This is a genomic window from Ruegeria sp. CDSA021 (genome assembly GCF_059612325.1).
In genome coordinates this window covers 97,507-121,930 of record NZ_JBXWQJ010000002.1, presented here as the reverse complement: position 1 = coordinate 121,930, position 24,424 = coordinate 97,507, and the positions used below count along the sequence as shown (strand labels likewise).

Below are 24,424 nucleotides of genomic sequence, written 5' to 3'. Positions count from 1 at the left end.
GTGTGTCGGCAACTAATCGGAGACCTCTGAAATGTACGACTTTGCCGTGTTCTGGGACTGGATGGCTTTTGCCGTGCGCTGGTTGCACGTGATCACCGCCATGGCCTGGATCGGATCCTCTTTTTATTTCATCGCACTCGACCTAGGTCTGAACCGCAATATTCCTGGTCCGGCAGATGGCGAGGAATGGCAGGTCCATGGCGGCGGCTTTTATCACATCCAGAAGTACTTGGTCGCACCAGAACGGATGCCCGATCACCTGACCTGGTTCAAATGGGAGAGCTATTCAACCTGGCTCAGCGGTGCAGCGCTGCTGATGATCGTCTATTGGGTCGGTGGAGAGCTGTATCTGATCGACGCGGGAAAGGCCGATCTGGCACTTTGGCAAGGTATTCTGATCTCGGCGGCCTCGCTTACCGTTGGATGGCTGGTTTATGATTTCCTTTGCAAATCAGGGCTTGGGGAACGCCCGACCTTGCTGATGGTTTTGCTGTTCGTACTGCTGGTGGCAATGGGTTGGGGGTACAACCAGATTTTCACCGGACGCGCGATGATGCTGCATCTGGGAGCGTTCACGGCCACGATCATGACGGCAAACGTGTTCTTCATTATCATGCCCAACCAGCGCATTGTGGTGGACGATCTGAAAAACGGGCGCATGCCGGATCCGAAATACGGCAAGATCGCCAAGTTGCGCTCGACGCACAACAACTATCTGACACTGCCCGTATTGTTCCTGATGCTGTCGAACCACTACCCGCTGGCGTTTGCAACGCAATACAACTGGATCATCGCTGCGCTAGTGTTCCTGATGGGCGTGACCATCCGGCACTATTTCAACACCCGCCATGCCCGTGCAGGCAATCCGACCTGGACGTGGTTGGCCACCGCACTGTTGTTCATTGCCATCATGTGGCTGTCGACGGCCCCCATGCACCAGCCGCTGGAAGAGGCCGAAGCACAGCCCCTGACGTCATACGAACAGAAGTTTGCTGATGCAGACGGGTTCGAAGACGCTCATGACATTGTTCTTGGGCGTTGCTCGATGTGCCACGCGCGCGAGCCGGTTTGGGAAGGCATTCTTTGGGCCCCAAAAGGTGTGCTCTTGGAAACCGAGGCCGACATTGCCAGAAATGCGCAGCAAATCTATTTGCAGGCTGGCGTCACCCACGCGATGCCTCCGGCAAACGTAACCTACATGGAACCCGAAGACCGTCAGGCCATCATCCGTTGGGTGCGCAACGCCGGACTGTAGCACAAACGCAATTTGCCCCAAAATTTCGCACCTGGCTCATAATCTCTCTCCCAGATCGCATTCGGATGCTCTAACCTGAATGCAAAGGACCGTGGCGAACACGGTGCATGATGTTTGGAACTGGGACATTTGGGGCAATTCATGCAAGGGAGCAAGCCGCAAGGCCGTGTGAGGCGCTGGCTGAGTGTCGCTGTTGTGGCTTTGGCCCCAAACTTGGCGATGGCATTAGAAACCAGCCTGACCGCCCCGGGTGCGTCCAAGGAGTTGGTGGATCGCCTGAAAGAGACGTCATCCGTCACCACGGCTGAAGAGCGCGGCCTGGACACCCCGCTGGAAATCCTTTCCGCCGCGCTTTCGGATTACCGAACGCTTGTGCAGATCCTCTATGATGAGGGGTATTTCAGCCCTGTTGTCAGCATAAAGCTCGATGGTCAGGAAGCCGCCGAAATGAGTTCGCTGACCGTGCCTGCAAAAATCGACCGGGCAGCAATTACCGTTGAGACCGGGCCCAGCTTCAAGTTTGGAACCGCCACGGTGCAGCCGCTGGCCCCCGAAACTGTTTTGCCCGAGGAATTTGCCACCGGCAAACTGGCGACAACCGGTGCCATTCAGCAGGCCACCTCGGCCGGTGTACAAGGGTGGCGGGATGCGGGTCATGCAAAGGCCGGGGTCGCGGGTCAGAGGGTCATCGCGCGTCATGCGCAGGCGCAACTGGATGCTCAGATCGAGCTGGATCCGGGGCGCAGGCTGACATTCGGCAAGATGTTCATCAAGGGCGACTCGGATGTGCGTCACAGGTCGATCGAAAAGATCGCCGGCTTTCCAAGCGGAGAGGTTTATTCTCCTGAAAAGATCCAAAGGGTGGGAACGCGTCTGCGCCGAACCGGCACGTTCAACGTGGTCTCGTTGCAAGAGCGTGAGACACCAAACCCTGATGGCACGCTGGATTTTGATGCAACGTTCGAGGACCTGCCCAAACGACGGTTGACCTTCGGGGTCGAGGTGGCCTCGCGCGATGGTGTTGACGTCACCGCAACCTGGACCCATCGCAACATGTTCAAACGTGCCGAGCGTCTGCGCTTTGAAGCGGCGATACGCAATATCGGCGGGGCCGAGGATATCGATGGCAGGATCGGGTTGCGTCTGGATCAACCGGATCGCCTGGGCCCGGACGACAACACATTCTGGAGCGCTCTGCTGGAACGGCGCAACACGGAAAACTACAACGTGTCGGTCGCGTCTTTGGCATATGGTGCACGCCGCACCTTTTCCGACAACTTGTATGCCGAAGCATCTGCAGGCTTTCAGCTGTCAGACGCCGACGACGCGTATGGCAGCGGTCGCAAGTTCAGGTATTTTATTGTGCCATTCCGGTCTGAATGGGACCAACGTGACAGCAAAGTCAGCGCCACACGCGGATTCTATCTGGACTCGCAAGTCATGCCCTTTGTCGGGATTTCCGGGACTGACAGCGGTATCCGCCTGTTCTTTGACGGTCGGGCCTATACCAGTCTGGGAACAGGTGGCCGGATCGTTCTGGCCGGGCGCGCGCAACTGGGGTCAGTCATCGGTCCGCCAGCTGATGGCGTAACGCCTGATTTTCTGTTCTTCTCTGGCGGTGCGGGAACCGTTCGCGGGCAACCTTTTGAAAGCCTCGGTATTCCAGTCGGGACCGGCATCGCGGGCGGCAAGTCGTTTATTGGCTTGTCCGGTGAAGTCCGCGGCAAGGTCACCGACAGCCTGTCATTGGTCGGGTTCTACGATTACGGTGTAGTCGACACGTCCTCGTTCATTGGCAGCGGTGCCGAAGATCATTCTGGTGCTGGTATTGGCGTAAGATACGACCTGGGCGGATTTGGACCTTTGCGATTTGATCTCGCCTATCCGGTGAGTGGCCCTACTGGAGACGGACTGCAGTTTTACATCGGGATCGGACAGGCATTTTGAGACGCCACCTTTCATACACTCTGCTGATCGGAACGCTGTTACTTGCACCTGTCGCCGGTCTGGCGCAGGAGGAAGAAGGCGGCAGCATGATCGAACGGTTCCTGCAGGATACCCTGTCAGGTGACGATCAGAACGTTACCGTCTCGGGCCTGCACGGCGCGCTGAGTTCGCGGGCCACGATTGCCGAGATCACGATTGCCGACGACGAAGGGGTCTGGCTGACCATCACGGATGCCGTGCTGGATTGGAACCGCCTGGCGCTGATCCGTGGCCGGTTTTCAGTCAACGCCCTGACCGCACAGGAAATTGATATCGCCCGCACCCCGGGCACCACCACCAAGGATACTCCGCCCCCTGCGGCCGAGACGCAGGCCTTTCAACTGCCCGAGCTTCCCGTCGCCATCGAAATCGGCGAAATCCGCATCAGCGAGCTGGCCCTAGGCGAGCCCTTGATCGGCGTTGCAGCAGAGCTGGCCGTGAATGGAAACCTGTCACTTGCCGATGGCACATTGGATACCAATCTCGACATCACCCGGCTGGACCGCGCAGGGGACGAAATCAAGCTGAGCGCTGGATTTCAGAACGCCGACAGTCAAATCGATCTTGACCTACAGGTGACCGAAGCTGCGGGTGGCCTGATTTCGACGGCTCTCAAGATCCCTGACAGCCCGCCCATTGGGTTGACGGCAAAAGGGTCAGGTCCGGTAAGCGATTTTACCGCAGACATTGGCCTCAGCAGCGATGGCCAGCCGCGTGTGACCGGGCAAGTTCGATTGCGGGCGGCCCCAACCGCCGCTGTAAGCGCCGAAGAGGGTATTGCCTTTACCGCCGATCTCGGTGGGGATCTGACACCCTTTGTCGCTGACAACATGGATACGTTTTTCGGCACCAAGACACTGTTGTTTGTAGACGGTCGAACCGAACCCGATGGCGCGCTGAACATCAGCGACCTTGAGCTGACCTCACAAGCGCTGAACCTGAAGGGTGAACTGCAACTGGCCGCCGGTGGTCAGTTGCAATTGGCCGCACTGCAGGGACGGATCACACCGCCGGACGGGCAAAGTGTGGTTCTGCCAATTTCGGGCGGTGATACATCCATCGAAGCAGCACAGATTTCGGCGCTGTTTGATGAGCAAAACGGCAACCTGTGGGATCTGAGCCTGACGGCCAACGGTGTGAAAACACCGCAGATCGATTTGCAACGCGCGCAGATATCGGCACAGGGGACGCTGGAACAGGGGACGGCCCTGCAACTGGATGGCGATCTTCAGGCTGCACTGGACGGGATCGATCTGGCCGACGATTCGCTGAACGCAGCCATTGGCGACCGTGTCACGCTGGATGGTCTGTTCGCCTATGGCAGTGATCAAACGGTGAACCTGTCGGGCTTGGAACTGGTTGGCTCAGATTATGAACTGGGACTGGACGCTGTGATCAGCGGCCTGTCCACCGGTCTGGCCGTGGATGGCACCACCACATTGCAGGCCAGGGACCTGTCGCGGTTTTCGGACCTTGCGCAGATGGAGCTTGGCGGGCGGGCTTCTGCCCGGCTTGTCGGGAAAGGCGCACCGCTGGAGGGTAGCTTCGACGGCAAGCTTGAGGTGGAGGGAATTGACCTGTCCACCGGGCGCGGCGACATCGACCCCGTTATTCGAGGAAACACCACAATCACCGTGGACGCCAAGCGGGGCGCAGATGGGGTAACGATACGGGACTTCACCCTGATCGGCGACACACTGCGCGCGCAAGCTGACGGCGCAGTGACCACCCCCGGCGGCAACCTGACCATCGACGGGCAGGCCACGGTCAATGCCCAGGACCTGTCCATCTTCTCCGGCCTTGCAAATCGCGAGCTCGACGGCGCACTACAGGCGCAGCTGAGCGGTACAGGCGCGGTTAAGACGCTGGAATTCGACGGCACAGCCAGTGTGACAAGCCGGGATATCAAAACCGGTATGCCCGAGATTGACCCCCTGCTTGCTGGCCGGACCGAAATCACCTTTGACGGCGCGCTCAGCCAGGATCAAATCGTGATCCGCGACGCCCAGGTGAACGGGACTGCCCTTACGGCGCAAGCCGCGGCCACAATCGACGATCCAACAAATGCTCTGGCTGTGGACGGACAAGCCAGCCTGAACATCCCGAACCTGTCTCTGTTCTCGGGCCTTGCCAAACGCGATTTGGCCGGGTCGGTAAAAACTGACCTTTCTGGCAACGGTGCGATGGGCAGCAAGAGCTTTGACGTGAAAGGCAATCTGGATGCGAATGACATCCAAACCGGAATCGACGTCGTAGACAAACTGATCCAAGGGCGCACGACCTTGACCGTGGATGCCCAGAATGGCGATGACGGGCTGGATATCCGCAGCTTCCAATTGAAGGGAACCGCCCTGTCAGCAGAGGCATCCGGAAAACTGGACCGGGATGCCGGAGGGCTAGACTTTACAGCTGCGCTAGACGATCTGGGCCGACTGTCTGAAACCGTTACAGGCCCATTGAAACTGGATGGAAACGTCGCGCCCACAAGCAAGGGATTTGAAGGCACAGCCAATTTGCAGGGGCCGGACAGCTCCTATGCCAAGGTCGCGGGCTCGGTGGACACGAACGGCGCAGCTGATCTGGATTTCGATGCAAAGTTCAACCGGATTGAGCGGTTTGTACCCGAATTCCCAGGCACTATTGCAGCGTCGGGCAATGCAAAGCGGGACAATGGCGTCTGGACCATCGACGCCAAAGCCGAAGGGCCTGCTGACATCGCCAGTACCGTTGCCGGAACCTTCGACGAAGCCAGCACCGAGGCCGATCTGACCGCGCAAGGAGGCGTCAACCTCGGGATTGCAAACGTCTTTATCACGCCCAACAAGATCGATGGGTCGGCACGTTTCAACCTGACCCTTAAAGGGGCACCTAGTCTGGCCTCTCTGAGCGGATCTGTCACCACCTCTGGTACGTCTCTTGCTATTCCCGGGGCCGGTCAAACCATTACCGGTATCAGCGGCCAGATCGATCTGGCGCAAAGCCGTGCAACCATCAACCTCAGCGGCGGAGTGCGAGCCGGAGGCGGCTTTACCGTCAACGGGCCCGTTGACCTTACACCGCCTTTCAACGCCCAGATCACCACCGCCTTGAACGGCCTCGTGCTGACGGATCAACTGCTTTACGAAACCACCCTGAACGGCCAGATCGCAATGACCGGAGCACTGGTCGGAAACAGTTCGCTGGCCGGGCAAATCACTTTCGACGAAACCAACATCAATCTTGCAGCCGCCTCTGGCGCGGTCGGCGCAGCCCCGATCCCCGAGATTGAGCATGTCAACGAAAGCCGCCCCGCCTTTGTCACCCGAGAACGCGCAGGGTTGGTCGCAAAAGAAGACGAAGGACAAAGCAATTCCAGAATTGCGCTAGACATAAGTCTACTGGCCCCCAAAGCCGTGTTTGTCCGTGGGCGGGGCGTGAACGCAGAACTGGGCGGCCGGATTTTCATCGGCGGTACCACCGCTGCCGTTGTTCCGTCGGGCCAGATTGAACTGATCCGAGGGAATTTCGACATTCTGGGCCGCAGGTTGGCCCTGACAAAAGGCATCGTGACGCTACAGGGCGATCTGACGCCTTATATCGAGTTCGAGTCTTCCGCCAGCACCTCGGACGGCACTGCCACGATTGAAATTGCAGGGCCCTTGGATTCGCCCGAAGTCAATGTGTTCTCTGACCCCGAACGTCCCGCCGAAGAAGCGCTGGCGATGCTGCTGTTCGGAAACCGTTTCTCAGAAATTTCTCCGTTCCTTATCGCGCAGATGGCGGCGTCTCTGGCCCAGCTCAGCGGCGCGGGTGGCGACGCAACCAAGGGTCTGCGCGAATCCACGGGCGTGGATACAATTGACGTCGGCGCTTCGGAAAGCGGCGCGGGGCGGTTGGGGGCTGGCGCCTATCTGGGCGAGAACTTGTACACCGACTTTACCGTCAACACCGAAGGCGACACCGAGGTGAACCTGAACCTGGACGTGACCGACAACTTCACTGTCAAGGGCACGGTCGACGGTCGTGGCGATACAGGTATCGGGGTGTTTTTTGAACGCGATTACTAAAGCGTCACTTGCGGCGAATCCCAATCGGCTGACCGATCTGGAGCTCAGGTGGCAAAGACGCGTGATCCGTCACCATGCGGGCCAGTCGCGTGACAGCCCAATCCGGATAGGGCTCGGACCTTCCGGTTCGATGACTGACATTCATGAACAGCGCCTCTTGCGTAGCGCAAACAGTCTGATCGGGGGCCGATATCATCTGGGCAAAATAGTGCCCTCGTTTGTGATCCGCATCCAGCAATCGAAACCGGAAGCAGATCGTCATGTCCTCGGTTACCTCGCTCAGGAACTGCATGTGTGATTGCAGGATATAAGGCCCCTGCCCCAGCGCGGGGACCTGAGGTTCACCAAGGCCCAGTTGATCGACAAGCAGCCGTTCGAAGGCCATGTCGAACGCGACGCCATAATAGCCGACGTTCATATGCCCGTTATAGTCGATCCAGTCTGGTTGCAGCGCAAACTCGTGAATTTCAACGGGCGCATCGAACGGGCCCTCATGGCCGCTTAACGGCTGTGTATCCTGCGACATGGCTGAACAGTCCTCACTCGCCCGGATCTTCGAAGATCGCAACGGCGCGGATGAACCCTGCCGAAGCACCTTTGATCTTGAAAGGGAAACAGGAAATCTCAAACCCTGTCGGCGGAAGCGTTTCCAGATTGGTCAGCTTTTCCATGTGGCAGTACCCAATCTCCATCGAGGCGCGGTGCCCTTCCCAGATGATCGAGGGGTCATTGGTTTCTGCATATACCTGCGCAGTCAGAGGGAATGGCGCATCCCAACTCCAGGCATCTGTTCCGGTCACCCGAACCCCGCGCTCGGTCAAGTACAAGGTCGCCTCACGGCCCATACCGCACCCTTTCATCAGATAGTCGGGTTGGCCGTACTGCGTCCCTGCCGACGTGTTGACCACTACGATGTCCAACGGGTTCAGCGTATGACCGATCCGCTTCAGCTCGGCTTCAACGTCCGCTGCGGTAACCACATAGCCATCCTCGAAATGACGGAAATCCAGTTTGACACCGGGGTTCATGCACCACTCCAGGGGAACCTCATCAATGGTGATCGCCCGCTCGCCCTTGTTCATCGTGGAATGGTGATGGTAGGGCGCGTCCAGATGGGTGCCGTTATGGGTTGCAATATGCAATCGCTCGACCGCCCAGCCCTCGCCCCCCGGCAGGTCTTCTTTCGCAAGGCCGGGGAAAAAACCCATGACCTGCTCGGCGGTCTGGTCATGGGCCATGTACTCGATCTCGGGCAGCATGATCGGCGGGTCCGATACAATGCCGGTTTCCAGCGGAACGGACAGGTCCACAAAACGCCGCGCCATTTATTCCTCCATAACTGATCTATGGTTTAGCGTTGGGCGCGCGCAACCAACTGTCAAGACGCGAAAAAGGCGGCCCGCAAAGACCGCCTTTTCGAAGGATCGTGTAGTTCCGGAGTTATTCCGCTGCGATGGCATCTTCGATCTTTTCGACCTTGATTGCAGAGAACTTGAACTCGGGGATCTTGCCATAAGGGTCGATGGCCGAATTGGTTAGCATGTTCGCGGCTGCTTCAACATAGGCAAACGGGATAAAGACCATATCCTCGGCAATCGCCCGGTCGGCGCGCACCATGATCTCAATGGAACCACGACGGGTCGTCAGGCGGATCATTTCACCCGGTTCGATCCCCATCAGCTTGAGCGTGCGCGGGTTCATCGAGCAGTTCGCCTCGGGCTCCACCGCATCCAGAACAGCGGCACGGCGGGTCATTGAACCCGTATGCCAATGCTCCAGCTGGCGACCTGTTGTGGCGATCATCGGATACTCTTCATCCGGGGCCTCATCCGGCGGGATGATGCTGGCCGGTGTGAATTTCGCCTTGCCATCAGCCCGCGGGAAGCCATCGCCAAACACGATGGACTGGCCCGGGTCGGTTTCGCTGAGCGACGGGTAGGTAATCGTCTCGGTTTCCAGCCGTTCCCACGTGATGTTGTTCAGCGATTCCATGGTCAGCTTCATCTCGTTGAAGACCTGAGACACATCGGTGTAGTCCCAGTTCAGACCGATACGTTGCGCCAAATCGACCGTGATTGCCCAATCTTCACGCGCCTCGCCCGGAGGTGCCACCGCAGGACGCACACGCTGTACCTGACGGTTGGTGTTCGACACCGTGCCGTTCTTTTCATACAGTGCCGAGGCAGGCAGGATGATGTCGGCGTAGTTCGCCGTCTCGGTCAGGAAAATGTCCTGCACGATCATCAGATCCAGCTTGGCCAGCGCATCACGCGCGTGGTTCACATCCGGGTCGGACATGGCCGGGTTCTCACCCAGAATATACATCCCCTTGATGTTGCGCGCATAGATCTGGTCGATGATCTCGGTGACGGTCAGGCCCTTTTCATTCGAGAAATCGTCCGAGCCCCAGACTTCGGTGAACTGCGCCCGAATGTTGTCATCGGTGACGGTCTTGTAATCCGGCAGGAACATCGGGATGAGGCCCGCATCAGATGCGCCCTGCACGTTGTTCTGGCCGCGCAACGGGTGCAGACCCGCGCCAGGCTTGCCTACGTTACCCGTCATCAGAGCAAGGCTGATCAGGCAGCGGGAGTTGTCCGTGCCGTGGATATGCTGACTGACGCCCATGCCCCAGAAGATCAGACCAGCCTTGGCCCGCGCAAAGGTGCGGGCCACGCGGCGCAGCTGATCCGGCTCGATGCCGCAGATAGGCGCCATTGCCTCGGGCGTGAACTGTCGCAGGTGCTCTTTCTCGGCTTCCCAGTTCTCGGTCCAGCGGTGGATGTACTGGCTGTCATACAGCTCTTCCTCGACGATCACATTCATGATCGCGTTGAGCATCGAGACATCCGCACCGGGACGGAACTGCAGCATTTCGTCGGCAAACTTGCGCATACCGACGCCGCGCGGGTCCATCACGATCAGTTTGCCACCGCGCTTGGTGAACTGCTTGAAGTAGGTCGCAGCCACCGGGTGGTTTTCGATCGGGTTCGAGCCGATGATGATCGCCACGTCTGCGTTTTCGATCTCATTAAAGGTCGCGGTCACAGCGCCCGAGCCCACGTTTTCAATCAGGGCCGCAACGGACGATGCGTGACACAAGCGGGTGCAATGGTCGACGTTGTTGTGCTTGAACCCCTGACGGATGAACTTCTGGAACAGATAGGCCTCTTCGTTGGTGCACTTGGCCGAACCAAAGCCAGCAACATTGCGCGGATCTTCGTCGCGCAGCGCTTTCAGCTTGGTGGCGGCCAGGTCCATCGCCTCTTCCCAGGTCGCTTCGCGGAAATGGGTGCCGATGTTACCGGGATCGACGTTCAGCCCCTTGGCAGGCGCATCCTCGCGCCGGATCAGCGGCTTGGTCAGGCGGTGCGGGTGATGGATATAGTCAAAGCCAAAGCGGCCTTTGACACACAAGCGACCTTCGTTTGCGGGGCCGTTGATGCCTTCGACATACTTGACCTTGCCATCCTTGACCTTCAGCGAGACCTTGCAGCCCACGCCACAGAACGGGCAGACGCTTTCGGTTTCGCTATCGTAGTCCTTGCTGTCGCCCAGTTGCTGATCGTTCAGCACTGTGGCGGGCATCAGGGCACCGGTCGGGCAGGCCTGAACGCATTCGCCGCAGGCGACACAAGTCGATGCGCCCATCGGGTCGTTCTGGTCGAACACCACCTGCGCCGTATGTCCGCGACCGGCCATCCCGATTACGTCATTCACCTGCACGTCACGGCAAGCGCGAACGCAGAGATTGCAGTTGATGCAGGCGTCCAGATTGACTCGCATGGCAACGTGGCTTTCATCCAGCAACGGGATTTTCTCGGCCTCTTTGGCCGGGAAGCGGCTGTCGCTGATATCGTTCAGCTTGGCCATGTCCCAGAAGTGGCTCGAGGCATCATGCGGCTGCTCGGGCTGGTCGGCGACCAGCAACTCCATCACCATCGCGCGCGATTTCTCGGCCCGGTCGGTGTCAGTCTTGACGACCATGCCCTCGGCGGCAGGACGGATGCATGAGGCGACCAGAGTGCGCTCGCCTTCCACCTCGACCATACAGGCGCGGCAATTGCCGTCAGGTGCATAGCCCGGTGCCGGCTTGTGGCACAGGTGCGGTATGATCAGGCCCTGGCCATTGGCCGCGTCCCAGATCGTGGTGCCCTCGGGCACGGTGACGTCATCGCCGTTCAGGTTGAAGGTGACGGTCTTGGTTGGGCTTGCATCAAGCATGGCTTTGTCTCCCTCAGATTTCGTCAGCAAAGTGTTTCATGACCAAACGGATCGGGTTCGGGGCCGCCTGCCCCAGACCGCAGATCGAGGCGTCGCCCATGACCTGACACAGGTCTTCCAGCAGGTCTTGATCCCATTTGTCGGCCTGCATCAGCTTCACCGCTTTTTCGCAGCCCGCCCGGCAGGGCGTACACTGGCCGCAGCTTTCATCCTCGAAGAACCGCAACATGTTCAGCGCCGCATCGCGGGCCGTGTCCTGATCGGACAGAACCACAACCGCAGCGGACCCGATAAAGGTGCCCAGCGGTTGCAAAGTGTCAAAGTCGAGCGGGACGTCGTCGATGTTCGAGGGGAGAAGACCTGACGACGGCCCGCCCGGTTGAAACGCCTTGAACACATGGCCTTCGGCCATGCCGCCGGCGGCATCAATCACGTCAAGAATGGTCGAACCTGCGGGCAGCAGATACACACCAGGCTTTGCAACACGGCCCGAGACCGAATAACTGCGCAGGCCGGTGCGGCCATTCTTTTCAACTGAGTTCAGAACCTGGGGCCCCTCGCGGCAAATCTTGGAGACCCAATAAAGCGTCTCGACATTGTGCACCAAGGTCGGACGGTTAAAGACCCCGACCTGCGCCACAAACGGAGGACGATGACGCGGCAGTCCCTTTTTACCTTCGATCGACTCGATCATTGCGGATTCTTCACCGCAGATATAGGCGCCGGCACCCCGGCGCAGGTCGATATAGCCTTTTTCGACGATCCCGGCGTTCTCCAGCGCGGCAATCTCGCGGGCGAGAATTTCCAGAACCGCCGGATATTCGTCGCGCATGTAGATAAAGCAGGTCTCGGCCTCGACCGCCCAGGCAGCGATCAGCATACCTTCGAGGAAGACATGCGGCGTACGCTCCAGATAGTAACGGTCCTTGAACGTGCCCGGCTCGCCTTCGTCCCCATTCACAGCCAGATAACGTGGGCCTTCATTCATGCGAACGAAGCCCCACTTCTTGCCGGATGGGAAGCCAGCGCCGCCCAGACCGCGCAGGCCCGAGGACAGGACGTCTTCCTGCACCTTCTCCCAATCGCCGCTGTCGCGCAGCTCTTTCAGCTTGGCGTAGCCGCCGTTTGCCTCATAGGTGGTGAAGGTTTCGTAGTCGGGCAGATGGGCGTGGGTATCGCCAGCCGCGATGGCGGCCTGCACCTTTTCCGGTGTCGCATGGTCGATATGGTTGTGACCGATTTCCAGCACCGGAGCGGTATCGCAACGGCCCATGCAGGGCGCGCGCACAACGCGAACCTCGGAGGCGTCCAGCCCGTCTTCCAGCGCCTTCTGCAGCTGCTGGGCACCGGCCATCTCGCAGGACAGGGAATCGCAAACCCGGATGGTCAGTGCGGGCGGAGGCGTCTCGCCTTCTTTCACTACGTCGAAATGGGCATAGAAGGTGGCGGTCTCATAGATTTCCGCCTGACCGATCCGCATCTCAACGGCCAAGGCCGCGATGTGGTCGGCACTGATATGGCCGTGTTCGTCCTGAATCAAATGCAAAAATTCGATCAACAGGTCCCGGCGACGCGGGCGATTGCCCAACAGGCGTGTGATCTCGGCCTGTGCGTCATCCGTGAACTGACGGCCTTTGGGTGTGTGCCGCCCCTTGCCTTTACCTGACTTCCAGACGCCCTTGGGTGCGCCTGATGGCTTGGTATCTAATGGTGCCATGATGCCCTCCGATTGAGGCCCCGTGTCTCATCAGACTACCATATCGTCAAATCGCTTTTGGCAATCGCACGATAACGACACCTTATCACCGCAAAGACGTCACCACAGCGCGCAACGCCTGTACCGTTGGCAATTCCGGGTCGCGGCTGAGGGTGGCAAGACAAATCGGTTTGCTGACAACGGGATCAATCAGTGGCAGCACCATTGTCCCCTTCAACTCGCCCAGCGCCCGCACCAGAACCCGAGGCACAACTGTCGCGGCCAGCCCCTCTCGGGCCATCACCATCGAGGCTGTGAAGCCGCTGGTTTCGGCCACAACGTCAGGGTGCAAACCCTGCTTTTCAAACACATGGTCCAGAATACGACGGTTTTGCATCTGTGGCTCAAGCAGGCTGAGCGGAAAATCCGCCACACGCGCCCAGGGGATCGGGCCGGTCTCATCGGTCATATGTGACGGAACCAGCAGAACATAAGTTTCTTCATACAGTGGCTGCACCTGCCGCAGATCGGTGCCGATGCTGTCGCCATAGGTGATGCCCGCATCCAAGCTGCCCTCGTCCAGCCGGTGCTGAATGGCGGATGCAGACATGGTTTCGATCCGCGTGATGATGCGTGGATGGGCATCACGCAATCGTTTGATCAGACGCCCCGTGAAAGCTATTGCGGTGGGGATCACGCCCAAGATCAGCGTGCCCGTGATCTCGCCTTTGGCGGCCAGCACTTGCTGCTCCAGCGCCTTGGTGTCGTCGAGGATACGCCGCGCCCGCTGGACGATCATCTCACCCTCTTCCGTCAGCCCCTGAAACCGGTTGGCACGCCGCACGATCGAGACGCCCAGCCGATCCTCGAGATTGCGGATTCGCATGGAGAATGCGGGTTGCGAAATCCCGCATTCCTCGGCCGCCTTCGCAAAATGCCGATGCCGCGCGAGGGCGCTTAGCAGTTGCAGGTCGCGGATTTCAATCATTTGGCACAATCTCGATAGGCAGGTCGAAACCCACATTAACGGGGTTTTAACCGGAGAGGAAAGAATGGCTAACTGACATGTCGGAAAACAGCGGTAACCTCAGATACCGAATTCCAATACGCGCAGTTCCGGGACCATACCGATAGTCGGCTATGCGGGCAAAGCTGACATTATATGATCCAGTGTCGGGCGTCGGTCAGATCTTTGGGTAGAACGGTGCTATTTGGATTGGCTGAGTTGTTCATTCATGTCCGCAAAAGACACGGCCCAGAATTCCGCCAAAAACGCTGAACATTCTTGTTCGGAGATTTCCGAACGCGTGCCATCGGCGTCGGTTGCCATACCCATTGTGTACCGCAGCTCGGTGCCCGTTTTAGTTTCTATCAGATGGTAGGTCTCAGGGAAGCTGACGCCCGGGCGCGCAGGGTCCAGAATGCGCGTTGAAAAGTAATCAAAGGGTTCCCAATCTGTAACACGATAAAAAAATTGGGCCATTTCGTGTGCGCAATGATAACCCGACCCTGGACCAAGGCGTCCAAGGGGGTTCTCCATCTTGATATCGCCGACGCGATTCATCCACTTCAGTTTATGTTCGGGAGCAACGAGAGCCTCCCAAACGACCCCAATGGGAGCGTCGAAATGGTATCGCATGGTCCATACGCCATCCTGCTCTTCGAGGAAATCGCGTTGGCGATCAGCGCGCATTTTTTCCCATGATTTAGCCAAATCATAGACCTTCATGCGGACTTTACCAAAATGTTCGATATCTTGCGAAAAAGGCTGCATTATATCACTGATGTCCATGGCGGCGGCGGCGGCTTCGCTGAACAGGGCATAGCTGTGAATACTGGTGTTCTCAGATACGTCTGTTTTGGTCATCCGGTGAACAAGAATGACATCGGCTCCCGAAATGTCCTTAGTCGGGCCAAGCTGCATTTCGTCAAAATGGCCGTGGTGGGCGATGATTTTGAGGTCCAGATTGTCGACATTGGCGCAAGCTCGGCATGGGCATGTCGTGTTTGCGATTATGTCCTGCCGCCTGAGGGTAAATGCGTTGTACAGGTTTTCGCAGATGGTCAGAAACGTCTCACCCGATGGGAAATCCTGACGTGTCGAGTATGCAAGGACAGCATCGCCCTCGGTTTTCCAAAAATGCAACGGATCGCCGACTTGCTCAATCAGTGCGGCCAACAGCGATTGCAGGATAGGATTGGCATGGTCCATTTCCGAGGATGTCAGAAATTGCGTGTACCCCGAAATATCGGCGATCAGCAGATACCCAGTTTGTGTTGCTGTCATTGCCCTCTCCCCAAAGAGCGGTCGGTACGTTTTTTGCTCCAGTACCGGAAAGGTACACGCAAGCGTCTGTTATGGCCAGACGGGCATAGAAGGTCTCAATTTCAGATTGCTGTAGTCGACCGCTTCGGGCTCACATCGGTTCTTGGCCTCACCAAAGCACAGCTCATAAGGTACTCAGCCGAGCCGAAGCACTCTGCTGTTACGTATTGAACAAGAAATGCATCACATCGCCGTCCTTGACGATGTAGCCCTTACCTTCAGCCCGCATCTTGCCCGCATCTTTGGCGCCCTGTTCGCCATTGGCAGATATGTAGTCATCATACGCGATGGTCTCGGCGCGAATGAAACCCTTCTCGAAATCGCCATGAATCACACCAGCGGCCTGCGGCGCGGCAGTTCCGGTGCGAATGGTCCAGGCGCGGGCCTCTTTCGGCCCGACGGTGAAATAGGTTTCCAGCTTGAGAAGGTCGTAACCGGCACGGATCAGACGGTCGAGGCCGGGCTCTTCCAATCCCATCTCTTCCAGAAACATCTGCGCTTCGTCCTCTTCCAGCAGGCTGATCTCTTCTTCGATCTTGGCGCTGATGATGACGTGGGAATTGCCCTGCGCCGCAGCCATCTCGGCGACCTTGGCTGAGTATTCATTACCTTCGGAAGCTTCTTCCTCGGACACGTTGCAGACGTAAAGCACCGGCTTGGTGGTCAGCAGTTGCAGCATCTTCCAAGCCTTAGCGTCTTCGTCGCTGACTTCGACCAGACGCGCGGGTTTGCCGTTTTCCAGCATCGCTTGCGCCTCGGTCAACAGACGGTCTTGCTGCTGCGCCTCTTTGTCATTGCCCTTTAGCTTGCGCACCAGATTGGCGCGGCGCTTTTCTATGCTTTCCAGATCGGCCAGCATCAGCTCGGTCTCGATGGTGTCGGCATCGGCTACGGGATCGACCCTGCCATCCACATGGGTCACGTCGCCATCTTCGAAACAGCGCAGCACATGGGCAATGGCGTCGGTCTCGCGAATATTGGCCAGGAATTGATTTCCCAGCCCTTCACCCTTGGAGGCCCCCTTTACCAGACCAGCGATGTCTACAAATGTCATGCGCGTTGGAATGATCTGCTTGGACGACGCAATCGCGGCCAGTTTGTCCAGCCGATCATCCGGCACAGCCACATCGCCCACGTTGGGCTCGATGGTGCAAAACGGGAAGTTCGCTGCTTGTGCAGCTGCGGTTTTGGTCAGCGCGTTGAACAGGGTCGATTTGCCCACATTCGGCAGACCCACGATTCCCATTTTAAAGCCCATCACGGCCTCCTGCATAGAATACGAACGCAGCTTCTATGCAGGTCAGCCTCAATGCGCAAGCCATTGCTGGGCTGGTTACAGCTGAGTCTATTTCGACACATCACAAAAACGTTCCAAAAACGTGTTCTTGGTGGAATTGAAAAAATGGCCTTACGATAACCACTTAGCAGCGTACGACGAGATTTTACCGGTAGAACACTATGAAAAAGCTCTTACTTGCGACCGCGTTGGCGGCCTCCACATACGCAACAGCCCAGGCCCAGACTGTTATATTTGGTGCTGGATATGCGGACTTTTCCGACAGCGCATCAGAGGATCAAGCGCTTTTTTCCCTGGAATACCACCATAAGCCGTTTCATCAGGCGACCCGGTTCAGCGCGAGCTGGGGAACAGCATTGTCTGTTCATGACAATAGCGACTTTCACATCGGCTTAGGGTTGGTCGGACTGTATTCGTTGAACGAACGCTGGTTCGTCGAAGGCAGCGTCATGCCGGGATATTTCAATACAAGTATTGATCTGAACGATTTGGGGGGTGACTTTCAGATCCGCAGCCTTCTGGGCCTTGGTTATACCCTGGACAACGGAAACAGCGTGTCGGTCGCGATCACACATAAGTCTAACGCCAGCACAAACGACGAAAACCCCGGAGTGAACGCAGTGCTGCTGCGGTATCATCTGGGCTTCTGATCTAATCCTGCCCTGGCGGGATTGATTTTCGGTCAAAGTTTCTGCACACGGGTCGAAACCCGAGTGCAAGGACATCCGATGACCCGTATCGACGCCAAGTTCGCCGCCCTGAAAGCCGATGGTAAGAAAGCCTTTGTCGCCTATGTCATGGCAGGAGACCCCGACTATGACACCTCGCTTGAAGTGGTCAAAGGCCTGCCGGGTGCTGGTGTAGACGTCATTGAACTGGGTCTGCCGTTCACCGACCCGATGGCCGATGGCCCCACCATTCAAGCCGCTGGACAACGCGCGCTGGATGGTGGCATGACCTTGCAACGCACATTGGATCTGGCGCGCGCGTTTCGGGAAACCGACGATACAACACCGATTGTGCTGATGGGGTACTACAACCCTATTTACAGCCGGGGTGTAGACGCCTTTCTGGCCGATGCCAAAGAGGTCGGCATTGACGGGCTGATCGTTGTCGACCTTCCCCCCGAGGAAGATGAGGAACTCTGCCTGCCCGCACAGGCAGCGGGCCTGAACTTCATTCGCCTGGCGACCCCCACCACGGATGACAAACGCCTGCCGCGCGTTCTGCAGAACACATCCGGTTTCGTATATTATGTCTCGATCACCGGGATCACCGGCGCGGCGGAAGCGCAGGCCACGGATGTCGGCCCCGAGGTCGCTCGTATCAAAGCCGCGACAGATTTGCCGGTAATCGTGGGCTTTGGCATCAACACGCCCGAGAAGTCCCGCAATATTGCAACGGTGTCCGACGGTGCTGTGGTTGGATCCGCGATTGTCAGCCAGATCGGGGCGGGCAAACCGGTGGCCGAAGTGTTGGACTTTGTGAAGTCTCTGTCGGATGGGGCGCACAGCGTCTGACCTCAATAGCGGATCACAAAGAGTCAAAAAAAACCCGCCGCGGAATGCCCTGACGCATTCCGTCCGATAGGAGGCTTCCCATCCTTTCCTGCCGGAGTTTATCCGGCAGGACATTGATTTTTATTTGAATTTCGATTTCAAAGTCGATGACAGATCGGCCTGATGCCCGGGACTTCGCAGTCCCGGGCTTCGTATTTGCGAGATTTGGCCAAAATAACAATCTGCGGGAAACGCTATGGCAAAACTGAAGGTGGGGGGTACTTTGTTCGAGAGCATCGAAAACCTATCGCTCGACCAGATCTACCCAGAGGTTGTCGGTCGAGTAAATTTGAACACATGCGGAAATCCGGATTGTGGAAATTTTGGCTTCGAATTCAATCCTGACATTCCTGACCCTCGTGGTGGGTCTTCGAAATTCAAACTGGCGGCTGCTTCGAGCGCAGCGATTTCCGCAGGTGCTGGGCAATACAAGCTGTCTTCCTCGGGCAAGAAAGAAGATGCGCGGGTTTCTTCCATCCTCGAATACGAGAACGAGCCAAGAGCATGGATGGATACAAGAACCATGGTATGCCAGCACAAGGCTGGGAACCGAAAATGTGGCTTGGGTCAGAAGGTTCTTTCCAATGCTCACCTCGTGGCGGAAACAAATCGCCTAAGGTCGATGAACGGCGTTCTGGATGGACCAAGATGCGGTAGCTGCGGAAAGCGGTATCTTGAGGATCCGACTGCGTTTGCCCTCGATGGAGCCAACGGCAAAACCACGCCCAGAAAAGGTAGCCGAAAGGGTGGAAAGCCCCTCGGAATGCGTGTCGTTTGCAAAGCATGCAAAGGCCAAAGAGGCTCCCGGTTTACGGTGTCCGCGCCGCATCGCCGGCAGAAGGAAAGAACTGAGAACATCCAAATCCTGAACCACCTGGTCAATGAGTCAGGAATGAGTGATATGCGCCGAATTTTCAGAAGCCCTGATGGCAGGCGACAGGTTGGCATGTCGCGGTTCTACGATCGCATATTTTGGCTTGAGGAAGTCCTCCTTGCTTATGAAAAGGCCCAGTTGGACAAGTGGCGTAAGGACCACGAACGCCTCGGGAAATTTCGCCATCACAAAATTGCCCATGACGATATTGTTCTTTCGGTGAACTGGGAGACGCGCACTGACCGCCGCCTGACTCAGTTGAATTGTTCGATCAGTGCGGATATCGATTCTGGCTACATTTACCGAATAGATGTCGATTTCGATCCCACCATCGATCCCGCCAATTATCTGCTCGACCACTACAGTGGCCGCAAAGGGCCAATGAAGATCAGAAAGACTTATACCAAGGCAGACGGAACAACGTTCACCGCGCCCCTCTTGGAATTCCAACGACCTTCTGGGCGGTATGAAGAAGGAGCACTCTTCGCAGCTGCCGAGTCAGAATTCCGCCTCTTCGGTGAGAAGGTTCATGAAAAGCTCAAGCGAGCGAAGAGGACACCCGACGCGACCCTTCAGTTTGAGCTCGACAGAGCTGAGGAAAGGCGGCTCTCACTCAGCTTCCTTCGCAGGTTCTATTTCAATCTCCCTCCGTCAGAGCGTGATACGCGAAACTCATTTTCGGGCATCATGACCCGCGATACCTACACAAAAGCGGCGCATCTCGAATGCCTGAGAGAAATGTTACCCTCCGGAAAGATAACGCTCGTCAGTGAACAGGAAGCGGCAATGGCGCGGGTAGTTCCGCACATCTTCCGGGAAGACATTAAGGAGGATTTGTTTGAATAGCTTGTAGTGAGCTTCAACAAGAAGGCAACCAAGGGTCAGATCACCTCAAAGTTCAACCGATACGACGCATCGCTCAGAAGGTTTCGGAATGCCAATCCGAACCTTGCACCTTATGAAGCGCTGCATGCATGGACTGAAGCAAGGCTGAAGCCTGCCTACAAACCTGGACGATCCGGGGATGCTCGGCCGTTTCCTATATCAAATTATGCGACACGTGCCTTCCCTGATCTTTGGATTCGAAGTCCTGTCCAGTTTGGCGGCGAGACAGACAAGGTTGTTGGATTCCCAATCCTATCAAGCCGCTACAGGCAGCAATTCAAAGCTTTGGGCATAGACTCTCAGATCAAGGATCCTGATCTTCGTAAGGCCATTACAAGACGCGTTGTCCGGGCGACATTGCAGCCGGCTTCGAGCTTCATGGAGGCTGTTCGTGAACGCATCAGTATGACTGATCGCGCAAGCAGTGGCGGGGCTCGAAAAGGTCCCTCGTTTGAGAACGGTGCCAGCTACAATCCCAGGGTTCTGATTGCGATCCTGAACATCTTCAGGGTTCACTATAATTTCTTCGAGTTTCGCCAATATGTGACATCTCGGAACAAGCATGACGAAACCGAAGAAGTAGAAATGACCATGAGTTCTATTGCCGTTCCCGGTGAGAACGTACGAATTCCCGTAGAGAAACATCGGAGACGGGCACCTATTGAAAACACGCCAGCCATTCGCTTGGGAGTGCAAAAAGTGTCGCCGGAAGATGACCAGCCTACGCTCCCGAACCTTTCTCGGGTTCTTTACAAGCCATGGCTTCTATACGGCACGCCTCTTTGGACGCGGCTGTCGTAAATGCCCATCGCAGAACAACTATTTCGGCTTGCAATTATTCGTCGGTACAGTTTTTTGAGAAGAAACTTTCGGCCCAGACCTGCCTTTGAGGCAGGCTGTAGCGAATGGCGTCTCCGAGCCCAGAGTGCAAATTGCTGCGGTCGGCCCAAATACGTGCGAAGCGTGCGTCGCTGCCGTTGGTCCTACAATGGACGGCCCATTCCGGACGTTGACCGCCACTCGAAGTGCTGCAACGCAGAGTTCTTCACAATCATATTTGATCCAATTGCATGTTCTTTCCGCTCACACAGGCGCGACGGGCTGTTAACGGACCATAGACACATCTCTTTTCCGTTGTGCATCCCGGATCAGCGCCGCAAGCCGATAGAAGCCGTGTGCCATTTTTGTGTAGGGCGTCAGCAGGAAGAAGGTCAGGACCGATCCGAGGTGGATGGCCAGCAGTGCGGGCATCAGAGGTGTTGAACCGAGGGCGTAAAGAACCAGCCCGCTGAGCCCTACAAACCCGAGCAACAGGATGAAGCCGATATCCCCACCCCAGGCTGACAGATCGCCGAGGTCTCGGTCTGACTTTAGCTTGAGCAGCGCCATCGCACCACATCCCACCGTCAGCAGCAGCCCCCCGGAAATCCCGAACAGTTTCGGCAATGACCAGAATCCGTAAGGCGCGTGCATTCCGAAGACATAGTGCATGATCGTCGCCACTGAGGTCGATGCAAAGCACAGCAGGAAACCATACATGATGGCGTGGTGGATGTGGCGTCGGCCCTGACTGAACCGGTCTTCGTCCTCGAAGTTGCAGCCTTCGCCATGGCCTGCGGCCAGATCCTGCATCTTGCCCGCGCGTTTGAGCGCAACCGTCAGATCAGACATCTGGATCGGTTTGCCACCAACTTCGGCCCAATAGCGCCTCAGGCTGAAGGCGATACTGAACAGAGGCAGCAGGAATGCAGGCGCAAAGATCGCAACCATCGCGTTGTGGGACAGGACGGCATAAAACCCTTCGCCTCCGCTGGAACCGATGGCGCGGGTCGCCCAGAACAACAAGGCAAATCCGATCACCAACGCCAGGGCGATGGCCCCGCCATGGGTGTGGAACCGGCGCGCCAGCGGCTGCGGCCAAGCGAAGCTTTGCCAACTGTCGCGCCGCACTTCGGCCAGCGCCTTGGGCAGGTTCAGGTCGAACGCGTGCGGGGCGGTGTACTGACAGGCGTAGTAACAGCCCCGGCAGTTGTGGCACAGGTTGGCCAATTGCGTGATGTCCCCATCCGAGAACGCGCGCTTTGCGTGCAGCGATGGGAAGACCGAGCAATAGCCCTCGCAATACCTGCAGGCATTGCATATCTCGGCCTGTCGGCGGGCTTCTTGAATAAGATTAGTTTGCATAAGCGGCAGCCTCACGTCCTGCGATGCGTCCAAAAACGGTTCCGATGGTCATGCCAAAACCGGCCAGATACCCTTGCCCCAATATCGACCCGGCCATGGTTTCGCCGGCTGCCCATAGGTTCTTGATCTTGCCGTCAGGGGTCGAGCATTGCGCTGTGTCGTCAACCTTCAGGCCCAGATAGGTGAATGTCACACCAGTGCGCAGCGAGTAGCCATAGAATGGCGGCTCGGTAATCGGACGGGCCCAGTTGGTCTTGGGTGGCGTCAGACCCGAGGTCGCAACCCCGTCCAGTTCGGTTGGGTGAAAGCCACTGGTGTCGCCGCAAGCGGCATTGAACTCGCTGACGGTTACGGCAAGCTTGTCGGCGGGCAGGCCCATCAACCCCGCCAGTTCTTCCAAAGTGTCTGCCTTTATCGGAGGGAACACAGACGGCATGAACAGGTTCAGCGACTTGGCATCAATGATCACATAACCCACCTGATCGGGCTGGGCCGCCACCAGACGCCCCCAAATCGCGTAGCGCTTGGGCCAAACATCTTCGCCTTCGTCATAGAACCGCTCGGCTTCTTTGTTCACGACAATAGAAAACGGTACGCAGTCCAGACGGGTCACGATACCGCCGTCAAACTTTGGCGCGCGCCCGTCGATGGCCACGGCGTGGCATTGGGTCGGGTCACCGACGCTTTCTACTCCTTGGTCCAGCAGATCAGACAGGACCACGCCTCGGTTGTACGGCGTTCCCCGGATCAGGAAGTTCTTCGCAGGCTCACCCCAGGCTCGGGTGAGCCAATCTGTGTCTGCCTGAAAGCCGCCGGAGGCAACGATGACCGCTTTGGGCGCGATGCGACGAGACTGACCTTCATAGCTATAGTCGACCCACTCGATCCAATCACCATTCAGCTCCAAATGCGTCACAGCGGCCTCATACAGCACATCAACACCCAGCCCCGCCGCCGTCCGGTAATAGGCATTCACCAGAGATTTGCCGCCCCCCATGAAAAACGCATTGGTCCGTGCCAATGACAATGTGCCGGAAAGCGAGGGCTGAAACCGGACCCCGTGTTCTTGCATCCACGGAAGGCATTCTTCCGACGTTCGGATCGCGAGGCGGGCCAGATGTTCATCGGTTTTGCCGCCGGTGACTTTCAGCAGATCCGAGAGGTATTCGTCTTCACCATACGCCTCGACGAGCGGGCCCAACGGGCCCGAATGCATACAGCGAAAGTTGCGCGTATGGCGGGAGTTTCCGCCGCGATAAGGTTTTGGCGCCGTTTCAAGGATCAAAACGCGCGCGCCTGCCTCAGCTGCAGTCATCGCAGCGCAGAGAGCCGCATTGCCGCCACCGATCACAGCGATATCGTAAGCTTCCTTTGGGGTGGCCATATCCTGTCTACCTACTGGCTTTCGTCGATTGAGCGGCCGCGGTCCTGCAACGCGCGGATGCGCATCCGCTGCGCAGCCTGAATATGCGCGCGCATCTCTGTCTCGGCCGCTGCGCCATCGCGGGCCTTTAAAGCCGCCATGATGCGCCGATGCTCGGCCACTGCGGCCTCGGCGCGGTCGCTATCCAGCAATTGCGAAGGCCCCAGGATCAACAGCGCCTTTTGCAAGGAGAGCATGGATTTTGCCAGAAACCGGTTCTTGGTCGCATCCAGAAGTGTTGCGTGAAAGACCCTGTTGATCCGCGCCGCGTCCGGGCCGGTGCCTGCTTCTGCCAGCCGGTCATTCAGAACCTCAAGCTCATCCAGTTCAACATCCGATGCCGCGCGGGTTGCCAGACGGGCCGCTGTCCCTTCAAGCACCGCGCGCATCTCATAGAGTTCCATGACCTCAGCGTAATCCAGGCTGCGCACGGTGGCACCTTGCCGTGGCACATGTGTGACCAGCCCGTCGGCTTCCAACTGCCTTATCGCCTCGCGCACCGGGGTACGGCTGACGCCCAACCGTTCCGAGAGCTCAATCTCGCGCAGCCGGTCGCCGGGCAAAAGAGTGCCCTCGCGAATCTCGCACAGCAGGCGCTGATACGCAGAATTGCCTTGTGGGCCAGGTTGTAACGGGTCGTCCTGAAGGGTCATCGCAGGCTCTCTTGTC

At 57.7% G+C, this 24,424-nt stretch carries 17 protein-coding genes; 7 read left to right on the top strand and 10 right to left on the bottom strand.

The window, feature by feature from the left end:
- The first annotated feature begins 31 nt into the window (after positions 1-31).
- The 3 genes from AC2FLD_RS02795 to AC2FLD_RS02785 all read left to right on the top strand — a co-directional run bounded on the left by AC2FLD_RS02795 (position 32) and on the right by AC2FLD_RS02785 (position 7,287).
- Positions 32-1,255, top strand: coding sequence for a urate hydroxylase PuuD (locus AC2FLD_RS02795; RefSeq protein WP_496667576.1), 1,224 nt, complete (start codon positions 32-34; stop codon positions 1,253-1,255).
- A 141-nt stretch (positions 1,256-1,396) separates the two neighbouring features.
- Positions 1,397-3,202, top strand: coding sequence for an autotransporter assembly complex protein TamA (locus AC2FLD_RS02790; RefSeq protein WP_496667577.1), 1,806 nt, complete (start codon positions 1,397-1,399; stop codon positions 3,200-3,202).
- Entirely contained in the window at positions 3,199-7,287 is a 4,089-nt protein-coding gene (locus AC2FLD_RS02785) for a translocation/assembly module TamB domain-containing protein (protein WP_496667578.1), read from the top strand. The genes AC2FLD_RS02790 and AC2FLD_RS02785 overlap by 4 nt, the downstream gene beginning before the upstream one ends.
- Positions 7,288-7,291: 4 nt before the next feature.
- Here AC2FLD_RS02785 and AC2FLD_RS02780 read toward each other — a convergent pair whose 3' ends face one another.
- The 7 genes from AC2FLD_RS02780 to ychF form a co-directional block, all read right to left on the bottom strand.
- Entirely contained in the window at positions 7,292-7,813 is a 522-nt protein-coding gene (locus AC2FLD_RS02780) for a thioesterase family protein (RefSeq protein ID WP_496667579.1), read from the bottom strand.
- A 13-nt stretch (positions 7,814-7,826) separates the two neighbouring features.
- A complete protein-coding gene (locus AC2FLD_RS02775) occupies positions 7,827-8,612 on the bottom strand; it encodes a cyclase family protein (protein WP_496667580.1) in 786 nt (261 codons plus the stop codon).
- Positions 8,613-8,727: 115 nt separating this feature from the next.
- Positions 8,728-11,511 (bottom strand): formate dehydrogenase subunit alpha, encoded by a 2,784-nt coding sequence (gene fdhF / locus AC2FLD_RS02770; protein WP_496667581.1) that lies wholly within the window; start codon positions 11,509-11,511, stop codon positions 8,728-8,730.
- 13 nt (positions 11,512-11,524) lie between these two features.
- Entirely contained in the window at positions 11,525-13,228 is a 1,704-nt protein-coding gene (locus tag AC2FLD_RS02765; RefSeq protein ID WP_496667582.1) for an NAD(P)H-dependent oxidoreductase subunit E, read from the bottom strand.
- A gap of 85 nt (positions 13,229-13,313) precedes the next feature.
- A complete protein-coding gene (locus AC2FLD_RS02760; protein ID WP_496667583.1) occupies positions 13,314-14,195 on the bottom strand; it encodes a LysR family transcriptional regulator in 882 nt (293 codons plus the stop codon).
- 219 nt (positions 14,196-14,414) lie between these two features.
- A complete protein-coding gene (locus AC2FLD_RS02755) occupies positions 14,415-15,494 on the bottom strand; it encodes a DUF2652 domain-containing protein (protein WP_496667584.1) in 1,080 nt (359 codons plus the stop codon).
- Between the two features lie 199 nt (positions 15,495-15,693).
- Entirely contained in the window at positions 15,694-16,791 is a 1,098-nt protein-coding gene (gene ychF, locus AC2FLD_RS02750; RefSeq protein ID WP_496667585.1) for a redox-regulated ATPase YchF, read from the bottom strand.
- A 200-nt stretch (positions 16,792-16,991) separates the two neighbouring features.
- On the opposite strand from ychF, the gene AC2FLD_RS02745 reads away from it, so the two are divergent.
- From AC2FLD_RS02745 to AC2FLD_RS02730, 4 genes are all read left to right on the top strand, one after another.
- Positions 16,992-17,480 carry an acyloxyacyl hydrolase gene (locus AC2FLD_RS02745; RefSeq protein ID WP_496667586.1) on the top strand — a complete coding sequence of 163 codons (489 nt, stop codon included), beginning with the start codon at positions 16,992-16,994 and terminating at the stop codon, positions 17,478-17,480.
- 78 nt (positions 17,481-17,558) lie between these two features.
- Positions 17,559-18,350: a tryptophan synthase subunit alpha gene (gene trpA / locus AC2FLD_RS02740; protein WP_050603120.1), complete on the top strand. Its 792-nt coding sequence runs from the start codon at positions 17,559-17,561 to the stop codon at positions 18,348-18,350.
- Positions 18,351-18,585: 235 nt separating this feature from the next.
- On the top strand, positions 18,586-20,109 hold the full coding sequence (locus tag AC2FLD_RS02735; RefSeq protein ID WP_496667587.1) for a hypothetical protein: 1,524 nt from the start codon (positions 18,586-18,588) through the stop codon (positions 20,107-20,109).
- 6 nt (positions 20,110-20,115) lie between these two features.
- A complete protein-coding gene (locus AC2FLD_RS02730; protein ID WP_496667588.1) occupies positions 20,116-20,949 on the top strand; it encodes a hypothetical protein in 834 nt (277 codons plus the stop codon).
- A gap of 303 nt (positions 20,950-21,252) precedes the next feature.
- Here the strand turns inward: AC2FLD_RS02730 and tcuB are convergent, their stop codons facing one another.
- From tcuB to AC2FLD_RS02715, 3 genes are read right to left on the bottom strand one after another with little or no spacing between them, the layout of a single operon-like run.
- Complete coding sequence (gene tcuB, locus AC2FLD_RS02725) at positions 21,253-22,332, bottom strand: tricarballylate utilization 4Fe-4S protein TcuB (protein ID WP_496667589.1); 1,080 nt, start codon at positions 22,330-22,332, stop codon at positions 21,253-21,255.
- Positions 22,322-23,716, bottom strand: a complete 1,395-nt coding sequence (gene tcuA, locus AC2FLD_RS02720) for an FAD-dependent tricarballylate dehydrogenase TcuA (RefSeq protein ID WP_496667590.1) — start codon at positions 23,714-23,716, stop codon at positions 22,322-22,324. The genes tcuB and tcuA overlap by 11 nt, the downstream gene beginning before the upstream one ends.
- 11 nt (positions 23,717-23,727) lie before the next feature.
- Positions 23,728-24,408 carry a GntR family transcriptional regulator gene (locus AC2FLD_RS02715; protein ID WP_496667678.1) on the bottom strand — a complete coding sequence of 227 codons (681 nt, stop codon included), beginning with the start codon at positions 24,406-24,408 and terminating at the stop codon, positions 23,728-23,730.
- Positions 24,409-24,424 lie beyond the last annotated feature (16 nt).

Excerpts from the sequence above, each read along its gene's own strand:
- AC2FLD_RS02795 (WP_496667576.1), top strand. The coding sequence starts at position 32 with ATGTACGACTTTGCCGTGTTCTGGGACTGGATGGCTTTTGCCGTGCGC.
- AC2FLD_RS02790 (WP_496667577.1), top strand. The coding sequence starts at position 1,397 with ATGCAAGGGAGCAAGCCGCAAGGCCGTGTGAGGCGCTGGCTGAGTGTC.
- AC2FLD_RS02780 (WP_496667579.1), bottom strand. The coding sequence starts at position 7,813 with ATGTCGCAGGATACACAGCCGTTAAGCGGCCATGAGGGCCCGTTCGAT.
- AC2FLD_RS02775 (WP_496667580.1), bottom strand. The coding sequence starts at position 8,612 with ATGGCGCGGCGTTTTGTGGACCTGTCCGTTCCGCTGGAAACCGGCATT.
- fdhF (WP_496667581.1), bottom strand. The coding sequence starts at position 11,511 with ATGCTTGATGCAAGCCCAACCAAGACCGTCACCTTCAACCTGAACGGC.
- AC2FLD_RS02765 (WP_496667582.1), bottom strand. The coding sequence starts at position 13,228 with ATGGCACCATTAGATACCAAGCCATCAGGCGCACCCAAGGGCGTCTGG.
- AC2FLD_RS02760 (WP_496667583.1), bottom strand. The coding sequence starts at position 14,195 with ATGATTGAAATCCGCGACCTGCAACTGCTAAGCGCCCTCGCGCGGCAT.
- AC2FLD_RS02755 (WP_496667584.1), bottom strand. The coding sequence starts at position 15,494 with ATGACAGCAACACAAACTGGGTATCTGCTGATCGCCGATATTTCGGGG.
- ychF (WP_496667585.1), bottom strand. The coding sequence starts at position 16,791 with ATGGGCTTTAAAATGGGAATCGTGGGTCTGCCGAATGTGGGCAAATCG.
- AC2FLD_RS02745 (WP_496667586.1), top strand. The coding sequence starts at position 16,992 with ATGAAAAAGCTCTTACTTGCGACCGCGTTGGCGGCCTCCACATACGCA.
- trpA (WP_050603120.1), top strand. The coding sequence starts at position 17,559 with ATGACCCGTATCGACGCCAAGTTCGCCGCCCTGAAAGCCGATGGTAAG.
- AC2FLD_RS02735 (WP_496667587.1), top strand. The coding sequence starts at position 18,586 with ATGGCAAAACTGAAGGTGGGGGGTACTTTGTTCGAGAGCATCGAAAAC.
- tcuB (WP_496667589.1), bottom strand. The coding sequence starts at position 22,332 with ATGCAAACTAATCTTATTCAAGAAGCCCGCCGACAGGCCGAGATATGC.
- tcuA (WP_496667590.1), bottom strand. The coding sequence starts at position 23,716 with ATGGCCACCCCAAAGGAAGCTTACGATATCGCTGTGATCGGTGGCGGC.
- AC2FLD_RS02715 (WP_496667678.1), bottom strand. The coding sequence starts at position 24,408 with ATGACCCTTCAGGACGACCCGTTACAACCTGGCCCACAAGGCAATTCT.